This is a genomic window from Butyrivibrio sp. XPD2002, from assembly GCF_000423945.1.
GTDB lineage: Bacteria > Bacillota > Clostridia > Lachnospirales > Lachnospiraceae > Butyrivibrio.
On record NZ_AUIY01000005.1, the window covers coordinates 93,841 to 117,055 of the forward strand.

The following is a 23,215-nucleotide window of genomic DNA, read 5'->3' on the forward strand; positions in this document are numbered from 1 at the left end:
CTATCTCAGATTTTTGAAAAAGCTGCTTCGTCCCCAATGATCGTAAAGTCAGGATGCATCTGAAGAACTGAAGCGGGAACCTCCGGAGTCACTCTTCCAAAAAGTGCGCGCTCTATGATGTCAGCCTTACTTTCACCGTTAACTATCATAAGCACCTTTCTCGCCTGCATGATGGACTTTATTCCCATGGTATAGGCCTGTCTTGGCATCTCCTCATCACCAAAAAACTTCTGGTTTGAATCGATGGTACTCTGGGTCAGATCAACGCAGTGGGTCAAAAGCTCGAAGGCCTCCCCGGGCTCGTTGAAACCTATATGGCCATCAGTACCTATGCCCAGGAGCTGTAAGTCGATTCCTCCTGCTTTTCTTATGATTTCCTCATACTCCTCACAGGCCGCTTCACTGTTTAGGTTACTGCCATCAGGCAGATGTATTTTGTTCTCGGGAATATTTACATGATTAAAGAAATTTTCATGCATGTAGTACCAGTAGCTCTGACTGTGCGTTTTCGGAAGACCTCTGTACTCATCAAGGTTAATTGTTGTAACCTCTGAAAAGTCGATGTCTCCTTTCTTGTACCAGTCAATGAGCTGCTTGTAGGTTCCGACCGGTGTGGCTCCGGTCGCAAGACCAAGCACAGAATCAGGCTTCATGATAACCTGCGCAGATATAATGTTGGCTGCCTTTCTGGACATATCATTATAGTCTTTTGCTCTTATTATTTTCATAACTGGCGTCCCTCCGAATTAACCTTTTTACTGTTCAATCCATAAGTTCCAGTGAGTTTTCATAAGGAAAAAGACAGCTGAAGCCTCTACAACTGTCCTTTACAAACTCCTTATTTCATTTAGCTACGATATCATCAGCATATAGATGCCTTCTTAGCCTCAGAGTATTCCTCAAACATTTTTTTCATGAATTCTTTATCCGAGATAGCTTTTTTCATGTCTACTTCTCTTCCCTGTTCAAGAAGCCAGTTAAGCATATCCATAGCATTTTCGACGCCATCCTCATATTTTTCCTGAGCGATAGTCTTATAGTGAAGCTCTTCATCGTAATCCCACATTTCCATTTCCACTACCTCTTTTCTGCGTTTTTCAAAGAAGTCCTTTAAAATGCCTCGATTTATACATTCATCGATTGCCTTCTCAATAGCATCCTTTATAGGCTCATCGGTATCTTCTGTTTCCATAGGAATCTCTTTTATATATTTTCTCACGATAGCTACAAAAATACTATAATTTTTTAACGTCTCACACGCTGCCATAAGTTCAGGATTATGTCCCTCATTGACATTAATAAGAGTAACTATAAGCTCAAGATCCGGAGATTCTTCATGCTTTTCAAACTGCTCGGATAGTTTATAAACCTTTTTATCCTCCATAGGCTCTGTTCCATTATAGAATACAAAAAATTTGGGCGATGGAATCTTAATAAGCTTCGACCTATATAGGTCATCTTTCTGAGTCATGCTTTTTAAGAGCTTTGCTACATAGAATAAATCCCTTAATGGCATATTGGGACATGGTGTTGACTGGTGCTCAAAAATTCCCAGCTCGTAATTGAAGATAAAGGATACATCATTTTTCACCTTCATAAATGTGCTATCGCCTATGGTATTGATAATCATGTCATCCGGATTATCATAATCTGTACCATTAAGCGCATTGTACAAAGAAAGAAGTACCTTCTTGTCATTAAACAACATCCTGAAGGTAGTATCCTTGTACTTTGGTGTTATTAAGTTGTCTTGTTTCAATTCTTTCTCCTTCTTTTCTCTAGTGTTATTACAATCCAATGTGATTTCATAGGCGAAAAGCCCTGATACGCTACTACGCGTAATAGATTGAATATCTGCTGAGTATCGCAGCCAAAAATTAGAATATCAAAAAGAAATCCGGAAATCTTTAAGATTGTCTTAAGATTCCCGGATTATGAAAGTTTATTTCATTTATTTACTTTTAACCCATTAAGCTTTGCCGAAGCCTTCTTACTCCACTTGGAATACACCTTCTGTTTTCCGACATTCTTATAGGTGCGCATGCGTATATAGAATTTCTTTCCATATTTTATATGTTTGAACTTCTTTGAAGTTGCAGATGCTTTACTAATTAAAATCGAACCCGTTCTATTCTTAAATTTCTTATTATCACTGTACTGGATTTCATAACCGTCAATCCCGGATTTAACCTTTTTCCACTTGAGCTTTAGTGATGATCTGCCTGTGGTCACATCCTTGATCTTTGTCTTTTTCATGTAGGGATCAACAGGTACAGTGCAGTAAATTTCCCGGCGGCAGCTTCGTCAGTCCAATTTTCCCGAAATAAACTGTGAATTTGTCAGGAAGTTCTCAATAAAAATCCCGCCTCAGATTTGAGGCGGGTAACATATTTAAAGCTTCCAGATATCTCTGTTGTACTCTTCGATTGTTCTGTCGGATGAGAAGAATCCAGCCTTAGCGATGTTTGTAAGCATCATCTTCTTCCACTTGTCGCGGTTCTCATAATCAGCGAAGATGAGATCCTTTTCACGGATATAATCCTCAAGGTCGATCAGTGTCATGAACCAGTCCTTATTAAGGAGCTCGTCCTGAAGACGCTTAAGGTTAGTCTTATGTCCAACTGCAAGGCACTGCTTGGATGTGATGAAATCTACAGCCTCCTTGATAACCTTGCTCTTCTTATAGTAATCCTTAGAAACGTAGTCAGCCTTCTTGTAGTGAGCGATAACTTCATCAGCACTGATACCGAAGATGTAGATGTTATCATCGCCAACAAGGTTGTGAATCTCTACGTTAGCACCGTCATCTGTACCAAGAGTAACTGCACCGTTAAGCATGAACTTCATGTTACTTGTTCCTGAAGCCTCCTTGGAAGCAAGTGAGATCTGCTCTGAAACATCACATGCAGGGATAAGCTTCTCAGCGTAAGTAACGTTGTAGTTCTCTACCATGATAACCTTCATGTAAGGTGATACATCGGGATCGTTCTTAACAATCTCCTGGAGGCAAAGAAGCAGGTGAATAATATCCTGAGCGATTACATACGCAGGAGCTGCCTTTGCACCAAAGATAAATGTAAGAGGACGAACAGGCTTCTTACCACCCTTGATCTCAAGGTATTTGTGGATGATATAAAGAGCATTCATCTGCTGACGCTTGTACTCGTGAAGTCTCTTAACCTGGATATCGAAGATAGAGTTAGGATCTACTTCAACACCCTCGTGCTTCTTGAGATATGCAGCGAGCTCTTTCTTCTTCTGCATCTTGATGTCTTCAATCTTATCAAGAACAGCCTGATCGTTCACATACTTAAGGAGATCCTCAAGCTTATCTGCATCCTTCTTGAAGCCATCACCAATAGTCTCAGAGAGGAACTCTGTGAGAGGATGGTTACAGGACATAAGCCATCTTCTGAAGGTTACGCCGTTTGTCTTGTTGTTGAACTTTTCAGGATAAAGCTTATAAAAATCATTAAGCTCTGTATCTTTAAGAATATCTGTGTGGATAGCTGCAACACCATTTACAGAGAATCCATAGTGGATGTCGATAAATGCCATGTGCACCTTCTTATCCTTATCAATGATCTGAACTGCAGGATCCTTAACCTTAGCACGGATTCTCTTATCAAGCTCCTTAATATAAGGAACAAGCTGAGGTACAACCTTCTCAAGATACTTAAGAGGCCATGTCTCAAGTGCCTCTGCTAGGATTGTGTGGTTAGTGTATGCGCAGGTCTTGGATACAACATCTATAGCCTCGTCCATTGTGAATGCCTTATCCTCAACGAGGATTCTGATAAGCTCAGGGATGATCATTGTCGGGTGTGTATCATTGATCTGGATTACTGCGTGCTTATTGAGCTCGCGAAGGTCATACTGACGCTCCTTCTGCTCTCTTAAGATAAGCTGTGCAGCGTTACTTACAAGGAAATACTCCTGGTAAATTCTAAGAAGATTACCAGCCTCATCTGAATCATCGGGATAGAGGAAAAGTGTAAGGTTCTTAGCGATCTCTTCCTTATCAAATGTGATGCCCTTCTTAACAAGGCTCTCGTCAATAGTCTCAATATCGAAAAGTCTGAGCTTGTTAACACCAGTGTCATAACCAACAACGTTCATGTTGTAAAGTCTTGAAACTACCTTCTTCTTACCAAATGCTACCTCGAAAGTAGTATCTGTCTTCTCAAGCCATGACTCGTTCTCGATCCATGAATCCTTCTCAGCTGTCTGAAGGTTGTCCTTAAACACCTGACGGAAAAGTCCAAAGTGATAGTTAAGTCCGATACCCTCTCCTGCAAGACCAAGTGTAGCGATTGAATCAAGGAAGCAAGCTGCAAGTCTTCCAAGACCACCGTTACCAAGTGAAGGCTCCGGCTCACACTCTTCAATCTCAGCGAGGTGCTTACCGTTCTTCTCCAAAATCTCATTTACCTTATCATAAACTCTGAGGTTGATAAGGTTGTTAGAAAGGAGCTTACCGATAAGGAACTCCATTGAGATGTAATAAATCTTCTTCTCTCCACCCTCAATCTGGGCAACATCCATAAGGCGGTTAGCATAATCAAGAAGAACTACATATGTCTCTCTGTTGCTAAGATCCTTGATCTCCTTGCCAAATTTCTCTTTAGATATAGTAAGGAGTGCTTCCTCCATGTTTGTTACCAGTACATCCTGCTGTAAATTAGTGTGCTGACTCATTCCATCCTTCCTTTCAAAAAATGTAAAAACTTAGGTTCTGCCAATTTCGCAGAAAACGTTTTCTCATGAACTGCATATATCATAACACATGAAAACGTTTTCCGCAATATTAAAATTTTCTGAAGTTTTCTGCTGCAGACTCGGAAGCATAGCATGAGTATTTTACAGGTATGAACCTGTTGCAGACTCGGAAGCATAGCATAAATGTTTTACAGGTATGAACCTGTTGCAGACTCGGAAGCATAGCTTCCTCGTTGTAGGGCTATCGCCCTATGTAAAAAATAAGAAGCCCAAGATATTGTGCAAGCACAATCTTGAGCTTCTTATTTTTCACGCACTGCAACAGGTTTAACAGATGATGTCCTCATATTTCATTCTAACTAACGTGTGAGGCAATCGCACCTTTCTTCCGGATGATCCGTTGAGTAATCTGTTCAGTTCTCTTACACTCTCGGCTGCAACCTCTGCGAAGTTCTGCTTAACTGTGTTCATCTGTTTTCCGACGTAGCCCATAAGGATGATTCCATCAAAACCGCAGACGGGACGGAAAATATCCATATCCATAAGAGCCTTCATGGCTCCGATAGCCATAAGATCTGATCCGCAGACTACTATTTCCTTATTCTTAGCATAGCGAAGCGCTATGTTTCTTGCCTTTAATTCTGAGAAATCTCCGTTCCTTATAAAGAGCTTGAGCTTCATCCTTCTGGAGAGATCTTCCATGGCTCTTATCTTTTCCTCTGTAACATAGCTGTTTCTCATACCGGCTATGTAGAGTATCTTATTTCCTGTGTTTTCCTTGATGGTCTTCTCAGCCACATCGATCTGGGCCTGATAGTGGTCGATGCCCACAACAGATGTGCTTTCATTTAAGATATTGCCATCAACTACAACTATCTTGAAGTTCTGCGATGAGATAAGCTGATGCAGAACCTTATCGTCATTGTTCATTCCGAAGATTACGATTCCGCTTATGTTCTGTGATGCGAAGTATCTTGTCATCTCTTCAACACTCATATGCTCTATCATGGAATAGAAAACGGTAATGCAGTCCAGCTGCTTTTCCTGTGCCATGCCAAGGGCTCCCGAAATGTACTGCATGTCGATCTCGTCGATGGCCTGAGTTTTCATATTGAGTTTAAGAAGAAGCGCGATCCTTCCTGAACGCTTGGAGGAAAGAGCTGCTGCCACCTGGTTAGGCACAAAGTTAAGGCGCTCAACCGCCTCCATAACCTTCTTCTTCGTTGCTTCACTTACATTTGGATAATTATTTAAGACCTTTGAAACTGTTGAAATGGCAACCCCTGCTTCCTTTGCCACATCCCTGATAGATACCATCTTTACCGCCTCACAAATACTTTTTTCTTTGGATAGTATAACACAAATTTAAATAAATAGGACCCGGATATTACTCCGGGTCTTAGGGATAATTTATGCTGTTTCCTTAGCTGCAGCTACCTGATTCACATAATAGGTATAAAGTGACTGGTAAGTAGCATCATTATAATGAAGTCCGTCGCCAGTTGAGAATCCGTTGTTCTGAAGGAATGAATAACCATCAAGCCATCCAACCCTGCTATCAAGGCCTTTTCTCATAGCGGCATTGAAGCTCTCTATATCAGTGTTGGTGATCGTAGGATAATTACCTACGGGAGTAACAGCAGCGTAGTAAACTGTAGCACCTGCTGAAATCCATGTATCAATCTTCTTATTAATAAGATTGATATACTTATCTGCATTGTAGAGATCGTTCACACCATAATTGATGATGATCACGCTTCCGTCTCCCACATTTGCATCGATCTGTGGAACAGCTTCATTTGAGAAAAATGAATAGCCCTCTCCAACCTTGGCGATCCACTGGTACTCACCCTTTTTAACGGCACGGCTCATCTGAACTGTACGTGAATCACCTGCGAAAATATATTCAACACCGGGCTCCTTCTCCTGAAGGTAGTCCATTTTGATATATCCTACTTCATCCTTGAAGGATACCTGATACCAGCCATTATCTGTCTGACCAAGTACTGTCATCTTGGTATCTCTCTTAATTACTCCAAGTCTCTCGAACTCTGTTCCTGCGCCGCTTCTTACATTGACACGCTCATTGGAATAGAAGCTCTTAGCGGTTTCATAAACGGTTATTTTATAGTCGGTTGTGGTGGAATCGTCTTTTAATAGATTGTCAGCTTTGTAGGTATCCTCACTTGAAGTGGTAGGCTTGCTGACAGTCTTTGTCACCTTGGCAGTCTGAGCCTTAGAAACATCTGCGCCGGCTTTATTCTCTACCTTGACCATCTCGACATCCGATTTAGCCATAGCTGTCGTCTGATTGTCCAGTATTTGCACAGTATACGCTGTGATCAGTACAATCATAAGGAGAATTGATATAGCCAGAACTATTCTTATTAATTGCTTATGTTTTCTATTTCTTGTCTTCCTGCGACCTGTTCTATTCATAAAAATATTAGTTACTCCGTGATTCCTATGCCAAACAAGTTTATAAGGTTACAAAGATAAATGAAAATCTGAAAGAAGGGAGCCTGTTATGCTCCCTCATAGTTCGGAATATTAACCCATTTTTACGCATTCGTCAAGTTTTTGTTACGAAAATATTACTTATTTTTGTGGAATATACCGTGAATAATCAGGAAAATAAGCCATAAAATGCCCCAAATTATCCAGCCAATTGCGCCTCCAAGCGTGTTTGTCACCACATCATCAAGCTCAGCAAAGCCAAGCTTAAAGATAAACTGCGTCTGTTCAATGAAGCAGGACATCACCGCACAGCTAAAAATGCACACGAAAGGATTCCTGAACGTTTTAAATGCTGAGGGAAGCAGTATCCCCATCGGAATAAACATAATGATGTTTTCTATGAAAAGTGCTTTTCTGCGGGTCGTTATGCCCCATGAGGACCACAGATGAAGATTAACTCCATCGTACTGCCCCACCTCTCTGCTCATAAACACTATAAAAAGAATGGCTGTCAGATATATAAGCAATGCAAATACAGATATTGCATGCCATGCACTGAGCTTCCTCTCTCTTTTCGTAATCTTACAAAAAATTACATATAGCAGATAGAGTACTCCGTAAACCAGAGCTATTCCAACGCCAATATGTATATATTTGGTCATGCCCTGAATATCAGACATAATCAGTCTGATCAGGGCCTCATTATCCTGTAAAAAATTTGATATCATGTCTATTTACTAACGGCCTCTCTGGCGTAAACAACGCACTGTACAATGTTAGAGCGCTGTTCTCTTGTAAGGATATAGCTTACGCCAAAGCTCCTGGTTGCTCCTGAATAAAAGTCTGTAATTGAATCCTTGCCAACTGCTATGGCATTGCCTCTGCGATCGAGAGCCACAACTGTTACAGGGATATAATCCACATTTTTATCTGTGGAATTGGATACGTCAGCCGATAAGGTGAAATATCCGCTGGTGTTACTTCCATACATAATGTTGGAAATATCAAAGTCTGAACGAGGATCATTGGCGCATTTTTTGACGTCAAGATTAGGCATGATAAAGTACTCATGCACTCTGTAAAGAGAAAGTCCGGGATAATTAACCTTTTCTTTCTTCTTCTCCTCTTCAGTTCCTACTACTGAATTGATGATTTCCTGAGGGGAAGTGGCATCACCGGATGAAACCTCTTCTCCTTCTGCAGGCGCCTCACCCTCTGTGGGTGCTTTTTCAGTATCAGCACTTTTCTCTGCGCTGCTGTCAGCTTCGCCCTCTGCAGGCTTTGAAGCTTCTTCTCCACTCTCATCCGAAGGCAGAAGCTCTGTACCACCGCTCTGCTCTCCGGCTTCACTTGTAGAGGTCTTGCCATTTTCTTTGGCAGCCGCCATAAGTACGGGCTCCTCCACCTTTATTGATGAAGTGGTAAGTCCCTCTTCCTCAAGTGCCTTTTCAAGCTCTTCTATATCTATTGAATTTACATCTTCGCCGTCAAAATTGCCTTCTACGCTGTTCGCCTCGCCGGGATTTGGTGTGTCGCCTGAGAGATCGCCCTCTTCTATGGTCACACTGTCCTCTCGGGTCTTGATCTGTCCGTAGGGCACGTAGAAATATCCCTTTTCACCGGGTGCTATTACATCCGGCACTGCGCGGACATAGTCATAGGAATCAACTACCTCAAGGTTTCTGTCCTCAATATCGAAAACTGATTCTGTACCGAGATACAGATTACTTTTTCCTATATTCTCTATTGTAACTACCGCATGAAAACCGGAATACAAGCCGTCATCCTCATATACGAAATTAGTTCCTGTTATGCGATAATCGATGTTCTCAGATGCGTCGCCGCCGACTACCAATGCACCGCTGCCGCCATAGCCGCTCTGTTCTGTGTTATATTTAAAAATCCAATTGCCGTCGCTGTCGTAATATTCAGAGTTATCAAGCGCCTCTTCTTCAGATGGCGCCTCATTCACCTGCTCAGCGGGAAGCGGATTATTCTTTCTATACATATAATATGCACCGAATATAAAGCCGCCCAGCAACGTCACTATCAGTGCAAATGTTGTAAACGCATACTTCATAATGTTCCCCTCATTAAAACGTTTTACAGTATAAGAGTAACAAACATCTTTAGTGGTTTCAATGATGCATTATACTGCCTTTTTACATTTCACAAATAAATCACAAACCCGACACTTTTCCTTACGATTTTGGTCCTAATATAAGACCATAAGATAAAGGAATGTAATTCTCTTATCTCCCTCATAGAAAACTTTTCGTGACAAGTACTGCCGGGTATCGTGACAATACCCGGCAGTATCATGTTTACAGGTCATCAAAGTAATTTCTTATTACCGTGTTCGCATTCGGACTGGGAATCTTAATCTCCCACTTTTCATCATTATAATTTCTCATCTCTCCCGAGATGCGCTCAGTCTTTTTGCCATGATCTTTATTCTGGTTATTGTTCTGATCGTTTGAACCAGAGTTATTATTCTGGTCATTATTTGAGTCAGATGCCGGAGGTGTTCCGGGACAGCCCGGTCCTTTAAATCGCTCCAGACAAAGATTTTCCGGAATTATGGTCACATCACCTTCTGTGGTATATATAACCTTTCCTTCCTCATGATCCTCCAAAAAGTCCATGTGCATGGCTCTCTTGGAATTATCCTTGGCCTTTGCTGCGCTGGTTCCGGCCTTATTCTGGTCCTTTCGAAGTCTTGCATCTACATCAGACTGGGTCAGGCTTCTGAAGTCCAGTCCGCTCTGCTGATAAACCTTGGCTGCGAGATTTTTATCCCTGTACAGCTCTGCAAGTACGAAGCCCCTTATGGCATCTGCCGTAATCTCCTCCGTTACGATCTTACAGTCGTTCTGGCTCTCGCCATTTAGATAAAAATCGGCTGCCTGTCCTGCCAGCATTATGAGCGTTTTGCTCTCACCTGTTCTAAGGCTTGTAAGCTTGCAGTGAAGACTTCCCTCTAAAAGGCAAACCCTTGTATGTCTGGAATCAATCACCTCAACCTGTGCACATGTGCCCTTTATTGTCATGTTCATATTTGAGGTTCTTATATTGAAGGTTTCCGTTTCTGTAAGCGGAGAAGTTACGTTGAAAAACAGATTGCCGGAGTTAAGGAGAACGGCATATCTGGTGTCTCTCTTTCTAACCTCTGCCTTGGTCAAGGCGTCCAGCTTTATGGTTTTCGTGCTGTCAAGACTTACATAAGCGTAGCTCCTTGAGGCTGTGGCAATGGTGCTTCCGTTTGAAAGTCTCATCTTGGATGTGACTTTATCCTTCTTACCGTTGTTACCTGTGACACTTATGGTTCCACTGCCACCCGTTAGTCGCATGGCATTTTCAGTCTCAGTCTTTGTTTCAGCAACGATGGTATCCCCTGAAAAGCTGACTATCATTAAAAACACAGCAATGCATGCGAGCAGTCTTCTGCCCACACGCATTGCCTTGTAAATCTGATAATCGTATACTCCCCTCATAGCGCCACCTTTCTCAAACGCTCTGAATATATATCATGCAATGCTGAAAATCCCCGACAGTCATTGCAATTCTATCATCATAAATAATTATACGATATCCTGATAATGTTATGTATAAAATAAATGTAATATTTTTATTAAGTGTGCTAAGCCCTGTAGGGCTCGCAAATGATTTTGTAGCTCTGTTCCCTGGCTCTAGCAATTTCCGGTATAAACATACTTAAGATTTTCTCGTGCCACATCAGCCAGGTGGTAGATGAGACCAACATTCGTGGCATCCCTGTCTGTCAGATGGAATCTTGGGAAAAATCTTGAAATATGAAGAGGGATTTCCTGTCCTATATTTTTGCCATCAGATCCTTTTAATGATGCGATCCAGCCTGAAAGCTCCCGCATTTCCTCATCGGAATCATTTTCGCCTGGAATGATCAGAGTTGTCAGCTCAATGTGGCAGTGCTTTGACGCTTCCTCGATGAATTCCATCACCATCTGTCTGTTGCCCTTGATGAAATCCTCGTAATAGGAATCCGTAAAGCTCTTTAAATCTATATTCATGGCGTCGATGTAGGGAATGATCTCCTCAAGCACTTCAAGACTCGCCATGCCATTAGATACAAGAACGTTCACCATTCCATTTTCATGGACAAGCTTCGCAGCATCCCTTACATACTCGTACCCCACAAGAGGCTCGTTATAGGTAAAGGCAACTCCCACATTACCCCGACCGCGATAGCTAAGTGCAAGCTCAGAAAGCGCCTCCGGAGGCAGATACTCTGCCCTGTCATTAAAGCTATACGCCTCATCCGACCAGGATATCTCATAGTTCTGGCAAAACGGACAGCGCAGGTTACAGCCAAAGGAGCCAACCGAAATGATCTTGCTTCCCGGCATAAATCTAGCCAGGGGCTTCTTCTCAATAGGATCAAGTGCTATGCTGGTGATTTTCCCATAGTTAACAGGAACCACCACTCCGTCTGCAGCAGTTCTCACCTTGCAAAAACCAAGCCCGCCCTCTTCAATTTCGCAGTGTCTGTAGCACACCTTACATTTAGCCATACATATAGCCTCATTTTCTTTCCATCTTTAAACATTATTGCTGCCGTTTTCCGATAGAGATTTCTTCAGAGACATTTTAATCATTCTTCACATATATCTGACATGATCTCATTGTCTCAAGCGCCGCGCCATGCTTATCAGGTGTTACACCCGCACAGCAGGATGCATCTACGCTTATTGACACCTCAGGCATTGTAGCCTTGAGCATAAGTGCATTGGAAACCACGCAAATGTCTGTGCAAAGTCCGACAAGTTCAATCTCAATATCTTCCTTATCTGCAATGTCCTTAATCATACGGGCAAGCTTTGTGCTTCCGAAGGTAGGCTTATCAACTATGGTTGTTCCTTCTGAAAGAGGCCTGATATTTGCATCAATCTCCCAGCCTTCAGTTCCTTCTATACAGTGCTCCACCGGAAGATTCTTACCTTCCTGGGTCTGCATGTAATTTGCCTGATGAGTATCTCTTGTAAAGAAAACATCCTTTTTATCATAGGATTTGATCTTCTCAATAACGTTTGGAATTATGCTTACTGCTTCCTTTGTTCCAAGTGCCCCATCAACAAAATCCTTCTGCATGTCGATAACTACAAGTAATTTTCTCATTTTTTCATACTTCCTTCCGCTGTGTTTATTTCTTCATTTTAAATGTAGCCTTTTTCATTCCGGCTTTTTTAACCTTCTTAACAAGCTTATCGTAAGCCTTTTTATCCTTGGCCTTAATTGTACATTTAGCCTTTGAGGATATTTTTTTGAATGCGTTCTTATTGACCTTTTTAAGTGTAGAAGCCTTCAGCTTTATGTTTTTGAGATTGCTGTCCCCTGAAAAAGCTCCCGATCCAATTGTTTCGATTTCTGATTTTGAGAGGTCAACCTTTTTCAAGGTTTTAATCTTCTTAAAGGCATCGCTTCCTATAGAAGATACTCTGTATTCTCTCCCTGAAATCGTCACATATTTAGGCGCAGTATATGATGCAATATCCCCTGTGCATCCGCTTACCTCTGCGTCATTTCCATTTATAACATATATTACATTGCCTATTATACAGGATTTTCCGTCATCTAAAAGCTTATCTGCTGTTTGATTCTCAGGCTGTTTTTCTTCTGTATCCTTGCTTTCCTCCCAGACATTTTCTGAACCACCTTCTCCTTCTGATGGATTCTGAGGCTCTATGTCACTTGCCTTTTTCCTTATATAAAACGACCTGGTAGTAGTTCCTGTAAAATTCCCTTTTCCTGTGATAGTAGCTTTCGCAGTTCCTGGATTGGTGTTATTACTATATGAAACAGTATAGTCCGTGCCCTGCTTTAAGGTCTTACCGGCGTATGTGATTTTTATGTTTGGTGTTATCGGTTTTCCGGTGTATTCATAGTCGTACTTATCAAGATTTATTGAGGTATAACCGATTCTGCATGCAGTTACTGTAAGCGGCATGCTCAAGGTTTTTCCAAGGGCTGACTTGGTAGTAATACTAGTAGTTCCAATCTTATTAGCAGTAAGCTTGTTACCGGACACAGCAGCAATCTTACTATTTGTCACTGTCCAATTTGTTGGTCTCCTTGTTGCTATCGGAGGCTCTAACGGTTCAATAGGAAAATCAATGTCTAAGCCTTCTGTTGTTGTTTCAGCAGTTATATACTCGGTTATTTCCCCAAGATCAAAGGTCTCGCCATACATTATTTCAATGCTGTCCCAATCGTCAGCGTCACGAAGATATGAATGCAGAAAGCCATTCAATACCTCAATTGAAAGCGTCTTATAATCGTTTACAGCATTCGTTTTTGAAGCATTAGAATTTGAATGTCCAAATTCCTGTACCCAGAAATGATGTCCGTTTCTTACAACATGAGCTATTCCAATAGAAGTATACCCTGAATTAAGCATGTTTCTTCTGTGCCCCTGACCAGAGTACGGTTCATTTTCCTCCATCCACTGTTCATAAGCTTCCTGGGCACCTGAAGCCCTACTTATGCCATATATATTCTCTCCATTAGTCTTTGTTCCGCTATAAGTATATGTATAGTAAGAGGTGTTATTAGGTCTTTTATGATCCAAATCTGCTCTGACAGATATTTCCATCGCTCTCTGCATTGCGATTATTTCCAAATTATAATCCCACTGTAACGCATTAAGCTTACCAAGAGACTTCTTATTATTGCTGGTATCACGAATCCAGGCCTTGCCTCCTGTACGATAAGCATTTATGGTCGAAAGCATACTCCTTGCCGATGTCTGATCATACTTACCCGTGACATTGTAAGTAGTCGTACCCGCAGCGTGGGTGTCAACCTTAACACCACACAGCATTACAAGCGAAAAAAGCGAAACGATAACAGTTCTTTTAAATTTTCCTTTTCCCCACTTCAAAACTTTTCCTCCCCGGTTCAATCACCTGAATAAATACTTATACTTCCTCATCTGTTCATACTATCTCTCAATCCTTATCCAAAAATCATCCTCTGCCATACGTCCATCTGTCTTCTCAATTATCATGAGAGGATCATAAAACGGAATATCCAATTCCCTTAGCATAAGCTTCATCTTGTCACGTTCTTCCGGAAAACATCTAGACCTCAGAAATTCTTCATAGTCCGTAAACGTCGGGTGCTCATTTCTTCCAAACGCCCGAAATACCAGATTGTCAGTGTAATTCTTTATCTCTATTCTCTGATTAATCATGTCCACATCTATAATGGTGCACACGGTATTCAGATAGTAATACCACAACCTCATCGGATACTTCTTCTCAGGCAGCGCAAGCTCATCCGCAATCTCCGGATGGCGCAACACTATCTGGGCCAAAAGTGTCACCGGGCCGGTTATCTCTTTATCTGACATCTCCCATCGTTCCACAGTTGGTTTCGACACATTACAAAAAAGAGCAAACTCCTTCTGCGTCATCTTGAGCTTTGCCCTGAGAATTTTTATATCCTCTGCTTTTATTGAATTTGGAGTTACATAATTTATTGTTTTCATAATATAATTAAACCATCAAAATAATGGTGTGTAAAGCTATTTTTACCATTATTTTGATGGTTTAGTATCCATTATGTTTTGCTGGAATGGAATTGCATCGGGATATAGGCACTTTTATTTCTTTAATTTATATTTCATTTGACGCTCGTCAAATGAAGCTGATATACTATGCATATATATTTGACGTACGTCAAATACAGATCATGAGGTGATACTATGGCTACAATCATCAAAGAAAAACAGAATCTCACATATCTTCAGTGGTCTCATGTAAGGAGTTCAAGCGGCACAGCAGGTACTTTCCTTAAGGCCACCTCTACTCTTGATGGTGAAAAAAAATACTATAAGCTGTCCAATTTTGATTCCGTAAAAAGCGTCATCGGATATGAATGTGTAAATGAAATTATAGTGGATAGGTTGCTTGATATATTTGGCGTGGAGCATCTGCCATATGAACTCATCAATGCTGATATAGAAATTGAAGACAGCATTTTTAACACATATCTCTGTGCTTCTACAGATTTCAAAAAAGCAGGAGAAAGCAAAATAGCTTTAGATGATTACTACAGAACAAACTGCGAACCAGGAGAATCCCATTATGATTTCTGCGTTCGTCAGGGATGGAAAAATTATATCGACACCATGATAGCCATCGATTTTATTATTCTGAATAGAGACAGACACGGAGCAAATATTGAAATCATAAGAAATTCCCGTGCGCACACACTTAGAATAGCTCCTTTATTTGACCATGGTGTGTCACTTCTTTATTCTTGTTACACGCAGGATGATTTAGAAAGCTTTGATATATTAGCAGATAAGTCATGCAACAATTTTATAGGCAGCTTTTCATGCCTTGATAATCTCTCGCTGCTGGACCCTAAGCATAAACCACTGCGACACAAACTCCATGCATCAGATAAAGATATTATTTTCGGCGATCTTCATGACATCATATCAGAAACCCGTATTGATAAGACCTGGAACATGATTTTTGAAAGGTACAAAATATATGAAAATCTTTGAAATCAATGACGAAGCAGAGAAACTATTTATAGGAATTCTTTTGTACTACGAAAAAGGCAAGACCTGCATTATAGAACTGAGTGACGAGTTGGATGAATGGACAGCACCACTTCTTCTGACAAGCTTTGTCAAAAAGGGAATATACACCATCCCCAGAGACATCAGTCTTTTATGGGTACAGGAAAGAGTAATCCCAAGTGGCCGCCAAAACATAGGATCAATCCTGACTCATCATAAACTCAAGTCCTATGATGAGATGAAATTATTGGAACTTGCCGATGGTCGCTGTTCTCAGGACGCTTTATACATAAAAAAAATCGAATCTATTCCTGACTATGTACGCCAAAGACAACTCAAAAACCTGATAGACATCGTGGCCTTAGAAGGCTATCATCTCTTATGCTTTTTTACTGATATGACTATTAAAAAAGTGGACCTAAAATCATTTACCGGTAATAGCAAAATTGAAAAAATCCTTACAAACGAACGATTATTCAACTCCTGCAAGCTTGGTACCGGTGGATATTATGCCACCTTCAATGATTCCATTGATATTCCTGCATGGAAGCTGTATGAAAAAGGATTGGATATTCCACTACAATACAAGGATTTTATCTCTTTTGTACAGAAAAACCTTTACGACACCAGCGATTCATGTGCCGAGCTTAAATGCTCTCGCCAAAACATTACTTATTTAAATAAGCAGAACCTTCTAACTCCAATTAAAGAAAATGTAAAAGGAAACCTATATCTCAAAGGAGATGTAATTAAGAGCAGATGGTAAGTCAACCATCTGCTCTTATCTTATAGAATAGCCATTAAATTGTACTCTTCGGTCCCAAACCAATAATCTCTATCTCATCTTCAGTCACTCTGCAAGTGTAGAAAATCACCTTAACCCCTGCTGCCACTGCTTCATGAAAAGCGACTGTAAATTCAGGATCCGTCTCTGCATTAGGTCTCACCTCAGATATTCCTTCGCCCTGAATCACGAAAGCCACAGCTGTTTTGTAGCCTTCCTTTATCGCACCTGCAAGCTCTCGCAAATGTTTTGCTCCGCGCTCAGTCGGAGCATCCGGGAAATACCCAACGCCATCTTTAAAAAGTGTACACCCCTTCACCTCCATCAGAAACTTCTCGTCATCTTTTTCCATATAAAAATCGATGCGGGAATCTCCAAATTTATACTCAGGCTTTACAAGATCATACTCACCACTCTTAAGGAGCCACTCTCGAACAACCGCATTAGGCGCTTGTGAATCAATATTTATTATACGTCCGTCATTCTCAATCGCCACCAGATCATAGGGCGTCTTCCTCTCAGGATTAGCAGCCTTCTCAAGGTAAACCTTGCATCCTGAAATCAGCAGCTCTTTGCATCTGCCGGTATTTTTCACATGAACTGAGAGCTCCTTACCATCAAGCTTAACCTTAGCAATGAAGCGGTTGGGGCGGGATATGAAAATTGCAGGTGTAATAGTGGTGTATTTCAATGTTTAACGTCCTTTGCGTAAGTTTAGAGCATCAAAATAAAATTGTCCAAACCATATTGTTCCACTATTTCCTTGATTCTTGCAAGCAAAATCAAAAATCAAGAAATCTTCAAAAGCCTGGATCTGATTGCTCCCACAGTCCTATCGTGAGCCTTGGCTATCTCATCTATTCCAACTCCCATAGCCCACTCGTCCCTGAGCTCATCATCCTCAGCGTCATTCCAATCAATATATGTCTTTGCGTTGACCTGTCTTAACCTGTCAACGTTAGGATAATTCCTGATAGCAATACCCTCGTAGAAATCAAATACAACCTTCGTAGTTCTGAGAGTCTGATCATACATATAAAGATCCGTACCAGCTTCGTAGCATGTCTTGATAAGGTTGACTCTTTCCATGTATTCGGGCACTTCGTCCTTCTTTATACGAGCCTTCAAAATCACATTTGCCAGCAACAACTCATCCCAAAGTGACGAATTAAATGCGAAGCGATCTTCGCCTCTCTTCACTCCCCACTCAGATATAAACTGCGATCTGTACTCTTCCGCTATCTTCGGTGGCTGACGGTAAAAATCTCCCACAAGAATTATCTGCTTATCGGCATGGTCGTATGAAGATGCCAGCTCTTTTAAATTAGATATAAACTGCAGCGTCCTGATAGCATACTCAAACATATCGACTCTGCAGCTGTTTATATCATCAATAATAATTATGTCTGCCTGGTCGAGTCTTTGACTGGGATCAACATTATATTCGCCCACCCTCAGAATCCTGTCAGGCATCTCAAATATTTTTTGAAGGTCCTCTTCTCCATTGCGCTCCGCAGCTTCCCCGGTAGGCGCACAAAGAATAACGTTTTTATTTTTCTTTCCTTTTATAAACTCATTTATTAAAAAAGACTTACCGGTACCTGCTGTCCCGGACAAAAACACATTCAGTCCGGAATTCAGAACCTGCATTGCCCTCTGCTGATCATGTGTTAATACATTTAAACCATCCCTCATAAGCGACCCCCTACTTTCGTTATGATGAAATACGCGTGACTGTATAAGCTGAATAATCTATCTATATTATATAAATTTTCCCACGAAAAAGCATCTCCACATTTGATTTTATGTGAAGATGCTCTATATTCTGACAATTAACTATTCACTTTTATCCTATACAGATCACCTTTCCATTCTCATCATAGCCGACCTGGAAATTCAATCCATCAGCACATGAGGCACATTTTGAAAGCTCCTCCCAATCGACAATTGGTATATCATGAAAATCATTATAATTATCTTCACAGGTAACAAGAGCAACATTATTACCATCCTTGTCCTTAATAATCATGTTAGTGGAGCCCTCAATAGAAGAGATAAAGCAGCCAACATAATTATGAATACTGTTATCTATCGGAACATTGTCATAATCTGCAACTGCATCTGCTTCATCTCCGCCTATGTCTATGTCACTATAAAAATCCTTAAAATCACCCACATTACCTTCCGCGGATACCATTGCAGTATTATCAGTTATATTAACCCATGCGACATAATCTTTCTCCGGATTATAAACATTGATACTGAAGCCATATCCATCATTTATCGTATAACTGATTTTAATTTGAATGCTCTCATTCTCCGCAACGGTCATTTTGAAAACAGTATTCTGCTCATCATATGAAGGAAAATCATTTTTCACACTTGATTCATGAAGGTGTAATGTCCAGTGAACATCCTTATCAAATCCCGCATCCATCTTGGCCGCAGCAATTCCATTGATTGCGTCTACCTGCATTTCCTTAGCTACAGTCTCATCAAATGAGTCCTTATTATCAATACTTAAATTGCAACCGGAAAGAGTCTCTTCAATCTTAGTATCCAGCCCCTGAATATATGCGTCACCTTCAGCCTTTGCAGCTTCAAGATTCTTTTGTAGCTCATCCATATCTACTGCAGAATCAGTTTCGGAATCCCCTTCAGCTTCACTTTTTCCATCTACACCATTTTCATCTACATCTTTTTCATCTTCACTCTCTTCTTCTAACACGTCAGAAGATTCCTCTACAATTTCCTCTGGAACTATAACTTCTTTTTCCTTTCCGCAGCCCACAGTAAAAAGTGAAATCCCCATGGTCAAGCATAGTAAAACTACTAATCCTTTTTTCATACTCTCTGTCTCTCCTTTATTATTGTTCCCCCTAATGTGCTCAAAATCTCGTTGAGCACATTACTATATTACATGTTTCCGTAATGAGAAAAAAGGGCTACCCATAATAAAGAATTGATTCTATCCCTTTGGCCGCCTATTAAAAGAGCCGGCAAAACTGCCGGCTGCAACTCATTTAAGAAAAATGATTTAGTTATTTAATACTTTTTCTGCTTCTTCCAAAGCCTCTTGGTCAGTCATTCCAGGATTAGTTTTCAGAAAGAAAGCCTTCAATTTTTGAATATCATCAGCACTTTGCTTAGACATTCCTTGTTCTATTCCCTGTTCTATTCCTGTACGAATCAGTTCCTTCGTCTCGTAATCAAGTACCTGTCCACCCATAATTCTCTCGGCCTCCTCTTTTACGATTTTTCGCTGCGCCGTTAGTGCAGCAATTACTTTCTTCGACAACATTATAATAGAATGATGAGTCAAAACATCAATCTGTCCGCTTTCTAGCTTTTCACGAAGCTTATCATAAATCTCCCGGTAACGCTTGCTAAAATTTACAAGGAAAGTCTCATCCTGTGACTCTATTTTATCAAAGTCGCTTTCGAAGTTAAACAGATAAAACGGAATACAAAGACCTTTCATTCTTCATATACATTCATTAGTGTTTTTTATCCTTCATGCCTTTGGTGTCCCTCTTCAGATGCATACGAATTCTTCACCCTTCACATTCTTCCTTGTCCAGGTCTTCACCGCCTGCTCCTTTAAGAACTGTACAAATCCCTCGATTTTATCAGTGTGATCAAATACTTCAAGTGCCATATAGTAGGTCTCTTTATCTTCATCAAAAATAATAATCGGAGGAAGATCATTTACCATCAATATATAATTCAGAAGTGTTCTTCCAACCCTTCCGTTACCATCTGCAAATGCATGGATCCTTTCAAAACTGCAATGAAACCAAGCTGCTGCCTTCAGGATTTTCTCTGCTGTATCCAGTTCTGCTTCACTTAGTTCTTTACATATAAACTGCACTTCTTCAGGTACATCTTCCGGAAGTACACCCACAGACATGCCTACACCATAATAATTCTTCTTGTATGTTCCGGGACGCTCTCCCTTCTGCCAACGACTTTCATCATAACATCCATGACATAGCTTATCCTGAATCTCAAGAATCAGTTCCTCTGTCAGAGCATCTCGACTTACTATTTTATTCTTTAAAAACTCGTAGCAAACTCTCTGATTTTCTGTCTCAAAAAGAGCGCGCAAATCTCCTGTATAACCAATCACCTTACCATTTTCAAATATTTCTCTGGTCTGAATGATCGTTATCTGAGACCCTTCAATCTTGTTGGAATTATATGCAAAGAGAATCCGGAAATCGCCAAGAGCAACATCCAGATCAGCAATAGTTTTTATATCTTTTTTCTGCCACGCAGCTACTATGTCAGTGTAAGTAATTGGCATATAATCCCCCATAATAAATTCATTATTGCAGAGTAGTGACCGTCGTTATATCTTTGCTAATCTCTTTATTGCAACTTGAGCGGATATACTAGTCCTCCTTCCGATTGTAAAGATTCATAACCATTCTGATATTTTTCCATTAGTTATCCCCCATGGAATTCCAGTCTTATATCCCAAGTTATTGCAATATTTGCAAAAAGGTACTTCAGAGGCTAAAGCAGATAAAATTTCATCAGGATCGTCAACTTTATAAATATCTATATAATCATCTGCCGTTACTTTAAGATGTTTTCCAAAGTATTGATTGAAAATTTCGATATTTGGAATCAGCGTACATGTAAAGAGTTTTCCGTTTTCCAACGTTACGCATTCATTTCCTTTTGCACAAATTGAATAACTAATAGCAGGAGTTTGTTTTCCCTCGCAGTCAATAGGCACACAATACATTACTTTAATCTGTTCATCTGAATGCGCCTGATAATATATTTTTATTTCGTTTTCCTTTGCAAGCTTAACAGCCCTATCATAATCAAAGTTAATTGGATATTTTGTTATTTTTAATTCAACACCACATTTCCTACAGCATTCCCAAAATTCCTCACTCTGATTTAAGAGAAGTGTTCCATTTGTAATAATCGATATCCCTGTATTCGGAAACATGCTTCTTATAAACCTGCAATATTTCACTATATCTCTATTTAGCAAAGGCTCCCCTCCAAGCAAATTAATCTGTTCCACCCGTTCGCCAAATATTTCTTTTATTCTGTTTAAATCCTTCTCTACCGTCTCAAACTTGGCATATTGTTCATTTGCTATGCATGAGAAATGATCGCATCCCCTACATCTAAGGTTGCAATGTTTCACAATATCTATACCAAATCTAAGAGTTTCTTTTTTCTTCTTTCTTTTTGTAATAATATGAACTACATTTTTCATTCGCTGTGGAATATATTCCTTAAATCTGAGCACTTTTCTCCCCCATATTTCTTCGATGTTATTGTTAATAATATCCAAATCACCAAATATGCGAAGCTACTTATTGCCGCTTTTATAAAAATCCCAATCCACCCATCCATAAAGCTTATATTTCTTACACACAAAATAACAATCATACCTATAAATGCATTATGAAGTAATAAACAATTCATCTTTCTTATTGGCAAAACTTTTCGCACAGCAAATATTTGAGTCAAGCACACAACCATTTCCGTAATTAGCGTTCCAATCGCAGCTCCACATGACATAAAGAGCGGTATCAATGTAATATTTAATAGCAAATTTATAAATGCTCCTATCACTCTTGCCCCAACATAAATCTTCTGATACCCATTGGGAATCAAAAACTGATAACAAACTACATTTGTATAAGCAATAATAGTACATGTGGGAATAAGTATCCAAAAAAGAATAATACATTTTTCAAAACCTTCTCCATAAAATAAAGGCACAAACAAATCAGCTATACATATGATTCCCGTTCCTAAAAAAGTGGCTATTGACAATGAACACTTTAGCGAATTCAATATCAACTCATTTATTTTTATTTCTTCTGAAAAATTACGAGTAATATACGACATGCGCGGAAGCATAACTGTATTTAATGCAACTATAAATGCCATGGGCACATTTATTATCTTTTCACTACTATAGTAATATCCAACTTCTGTATCACCGGCAAAAACTCCTAGCATAACTTTATCCATTGTCTTATAAAAATTTACTGCCACAACCGGGATAAACATTATCAGATTAGGTCTTAAATGAATCAGAATCTTTTCAGGACTTGGCTTTACAAAAAAAACATATTTCTTTATAAGAATCCATAACAAAAGTTGACTAACAAGCATTCCACACGAAATAATACATGCATACTTCCATACATCTTCCTTCGATTTTATAAAAACAAAAACCAATATAGTCGTGACTAATTTTACAAAAAAATCTCTGCTAACCGTAATTCTAAACTCTTCAAGTCCATTAAAAAACCAAGTAATATCAGTTCCTTCAGCAAATAAAATAATTACCATTATAAATGCAATAATTCGAATCTTAGAAAAGAAAAAGCAGTAAAACAAATACAACACAACTGTGATAATCAACATAATCAACTGCATTGCATATATATTTACAAATTTGTCCGACATCTCATGTTTATTATCACGAACCTCAGCAATCGATTTGTTCCCATAACTTCTAAGTCCCAAAACAATAGCCAAAGAAAAATAACTTACAATCGAATATTCATATGCATAACTTCCGATTCCTTCAGCTCCTAAAATTCTAGACAGATACGGTGTTGTTATCAAAGGAATTATGATCCTAAACAACTGAAAAAAAACATTGTATGCATAGTTTCTAACTATTTTTTTCAAAAGCAGAC

Annotated in this window: 22 protein-coding genes; 2 read left to right on the top strand and 20 right to left on the bottom strand. The window is 39.8% G+C overall.

Translation table 11 applies throughout. The features are described from left to right. Positions 1-5: 5 nt before the first annotated feature. The 13 genes from nagB to G587_RS0104525 form a co-directional block, all read right to left on the bottom strand. Positions 6-728 (bottom strand): glucosamine-6-phosphate deaminase, encoded by a 723-nt coding sequence (gene nagB / locus G587_RS0104465; RefSeq protein WP_026491262.1) that lies wholly within the window; start codon positions 726-728, stop codon positions 6-8. A 134-nt stretch (positions 729-862) separates the two neighbouring features. After that, complete coding sequence (locus G587_RS21370; RefSeq protein ID WP_035785715.1) at positions 863-1,759, bottom strand: hypothetical protein; 897 nt, start codon at positions 1,757-1,759, stop codon at positions 863-865. Positions 1,760-1,947: 188 nt separating this feature from the next. Next, positions 1,948-2,256 carry a fibronectin type III domain-containing protein gene (locus G587_RS0104475; protein WP_026491263.1) on the bottom strand — a complete coding sequence of 103 codons (309 nt, stop codon included), beginning with the start codon at positions 2,254-2,256 and terminating at the stop codon, positions 1,948-1,950. A 135-nt stretch (positions 2,257-2,391) separates the two neighbouring features. Beyond that, positions 2,392-4,698 (bottom strand): glycogen/starch/alpha-glucan phosphorylase, encoded by a 2,307-nt coding sequence (locus G587_RS0104480; protein WP_081673454.1) that lies wholly within the window; start codon positions 4,696-4,698, stop codon positions 2,392-2,394. Between the two features lie 348 nt (positions 4,699-5,046). Further along, positions 5,047-6,036: a LacI family DNA-binding transcriptional regulator gene (locus tag G587_RS0104485; protein WP_026491265.1), complete on the bottom strand. Its 990-nt coding sequence runs from the start codon at positions 6,034-6,036 to the stop codon at positions 5,047-5,049. A 93-nt stretch (positions 6,037-6,129) separates the two neighbouring features. Continuing rightward, complete coding sequence (locus G587_RS24150) at positions 6,130-7,158, bottom strand: SGNH/GDSL hydrolase family protein (protein WP_051200716.1); 1,029 nt, start codon at positions 7,156-7,158, stop codon at positions 6,130-6,132. A gap of 155 nt (positions 7,159-7,313) precedes the next feature. Continuing rightward, positions 7,314-7,904 (bottom strand): VanZ family protein, encoded by a 591-nt coding sequence (locus G587_RS0104495; protein WP_026491266.1) that lies wholly within the window; start codon positions 7,902-7,904, stop codon positions 7,314-7,316. Between the two features lie 2 nt (positions 7,905-7,906). After that, complete coding sequence (locus G587_RS0104500; RefSeq protein ID WP_026491267.1) at positions 7,907-9,256, bottom strand: FxLYD domain-containing protein; 1,350 nt, start codon at positions 9,254-9,256, stop codon at positions 7,907-7,909. Positions 9,257-9,500: 244 nt separating this feature from the next. Continuing rightward, a complete protein-coding gene (locus G587_RS0104505; RefSeq protein ID WP_026491268.1) occupies positions 9,501-10,670 on the bottom strand; it encodes a FecR domain-containing protein in 1,170 nt (389 codons plus the stop codon). A 195-nt stretch (positions 10,671-10,865) separates the two neighbouring features. Next, the gene (amrS, locus tag G587_RS0104510; protein WP_026491269.1) at positions 10,866-11,726 is read right to left on the bottom strand and encodes an AmmeMemoRadiSam system radical SAM enzyme; all 861 of its coding nucleotides are present in this window, start codon (positions 11,724-11,726) and stop codon (positions 10,866-10,868) included. A 76-nt stretch (positions 11,727-11,802) separates the two neighbouring features. After that, on the bottom strand, positions 11,803-12,330 hold the full coding sequence (locus tag G587_RS0104515) for a cysteine hydrolase family protein (RefSeq protein ID WP_026491270.1): 528 nt from the start codon (positions 12,328-12,330) through the stop codon (positions 11,803-11,805). A gap of 25 nt (positions 12,331-12,355) precedes the next feature. Further along, a complete protein-coding gene (locus G587_RS0104520; RefSeq protein ID WP_026491271.1) occupies positions 12,356-14,092 on the bottom strand; it encodes a CAP domain-containing protein in 1,737 nt (578 codons plus the stop codon). 60 nt (positions 14,093-14,152) lie between these two features. Beyond that, the gene (locus G587_RS0104525) at positions 14,153-14,701 is read right to left on the bottom strand and encodes a helix-turn-helix domain-containing protein (RefSeq protein ID WP_026491272.1); all 549 of its coding nucleotides are present in this window, start codon (positions 14,699-14,701) and stop codon (positions 14,153-14,155) included. 216 nt (positions 14,702-14,917) lie between these two features. Here G587_RS0104525 and G587_RS0104530 point away from each other — a divergent pair, with 216 nt between their 5' ends. After that, on the top strand, positions 14,918-15,727 hold the full coding sequence (locus G587_RS0104530; protein WP_026491273.1) for a hypothetical protein: 810 nt from the start codon (positions 14,918-14,920) through the stop codon (positions 15,725-15,727). Continuing rightward, on the top strand, positions 15,714-16,511 hold the full coding sequence (locus tag G587_RS21380) for a hypothetical protein (RefSeq protein WP_035785718.1): 798 nt from the start codon (positions 15,714-15,716) through the stop codon (positions 16,509-16,511). Before G587_RS0104530 ends, G587_RS21380 begins: the two co-directional genes overlap by 14 nt. Positions 16,512-16,545: 34 nt before the next feature. Here the strand turns inward: G587_RS21380 and sfsA are convergent, their stop codons facing one another. From sfsA to G587_RS21390, 7 genes are all read right to left on the bottom strand, one after another. Then, positions 16,546-17,220 carry a DNA/RNA nuclease SfsA gene (gene sfsA, locus G587_RS0104540; protein ID WP_026491275.1) on the bottom strand — a complete coding sequence of 225 codons (675 nt, stop codon included), beginning with the start codon at positions 17,218-17,220 and terminating at the stop codon, positions 16,546-16,548. Positions 17,221-17,318: 98 nt separating this feature from the next. Beyond that, positions 17,319-18,224: an AAA family ATPase gene (locus G587_RS0104545; RefSeq protein WP_026491276.1), complete on the bottom strand. Its 906-nt coding sequence runs from the start codon at positions 18,222-18,224 to the stop codon at positions 17,319-17,321. A gap of 151 nt (positions 18,225-18,375) precedes the next feature. Further along, entirely contained in the window at positions 18,376-19,377 is a 1,002-nt protein-coding gene (locus tag G587_RS0104550) for a hypothetical protein (RefSeq protein ID WP_026491277.1), read from the bottom strand. Positions 19,378-19,566: 189 nt separating this feature from the next. Beyond that, a complete protein-coding gene (locus G587_RS0104555; protein ID WP_026491278.1) occupies positions 19,567-20,010 on the bottom strand; it encodes a hypothetical protein in 444 nt (147 codons plus the stop codon). Between the two features lie 54 nt (positions 20,011-20,064). Then, positions 20,065-20,835 (bottom strand): Fic family protein, encoded by a 771-nt coding sequence (locus G587_RS0104560; RefSeq protein ID WP_026491279.1) that lies wholly within the window; start codon positions 20,833-20,835, stop codon positions 20,065-20,067. A 114-nt stretch (positions 20,836-20,949) separates the two neighbouring features. After that, the gene (locus tag G587_RS21385) at positions 20,950-21,771 is read right to left on the bottom strand and encodes a radical SAM protein (RefSeq protein ID WP_196812509.1); all 822 of its coding nucleotides are present in this window, start codon (positions 21,769-21,771) and stop codon (positions 20,950-20,952) included. Continuing rightward, entirely contained in the window at positions 21,768-23,207 is a 1,440-nt protein-coding gene (locus tag G587_RS21390; protein WP_051200721.1) for a flippase, read from the bottom strand. The genes G587_RS21385 and G587_RS21390 overlap by 4 nt, the downstream gene beginning before the upstream one ends. Positions 23,208-23,215: the final 8 nt, after the last annotated feature.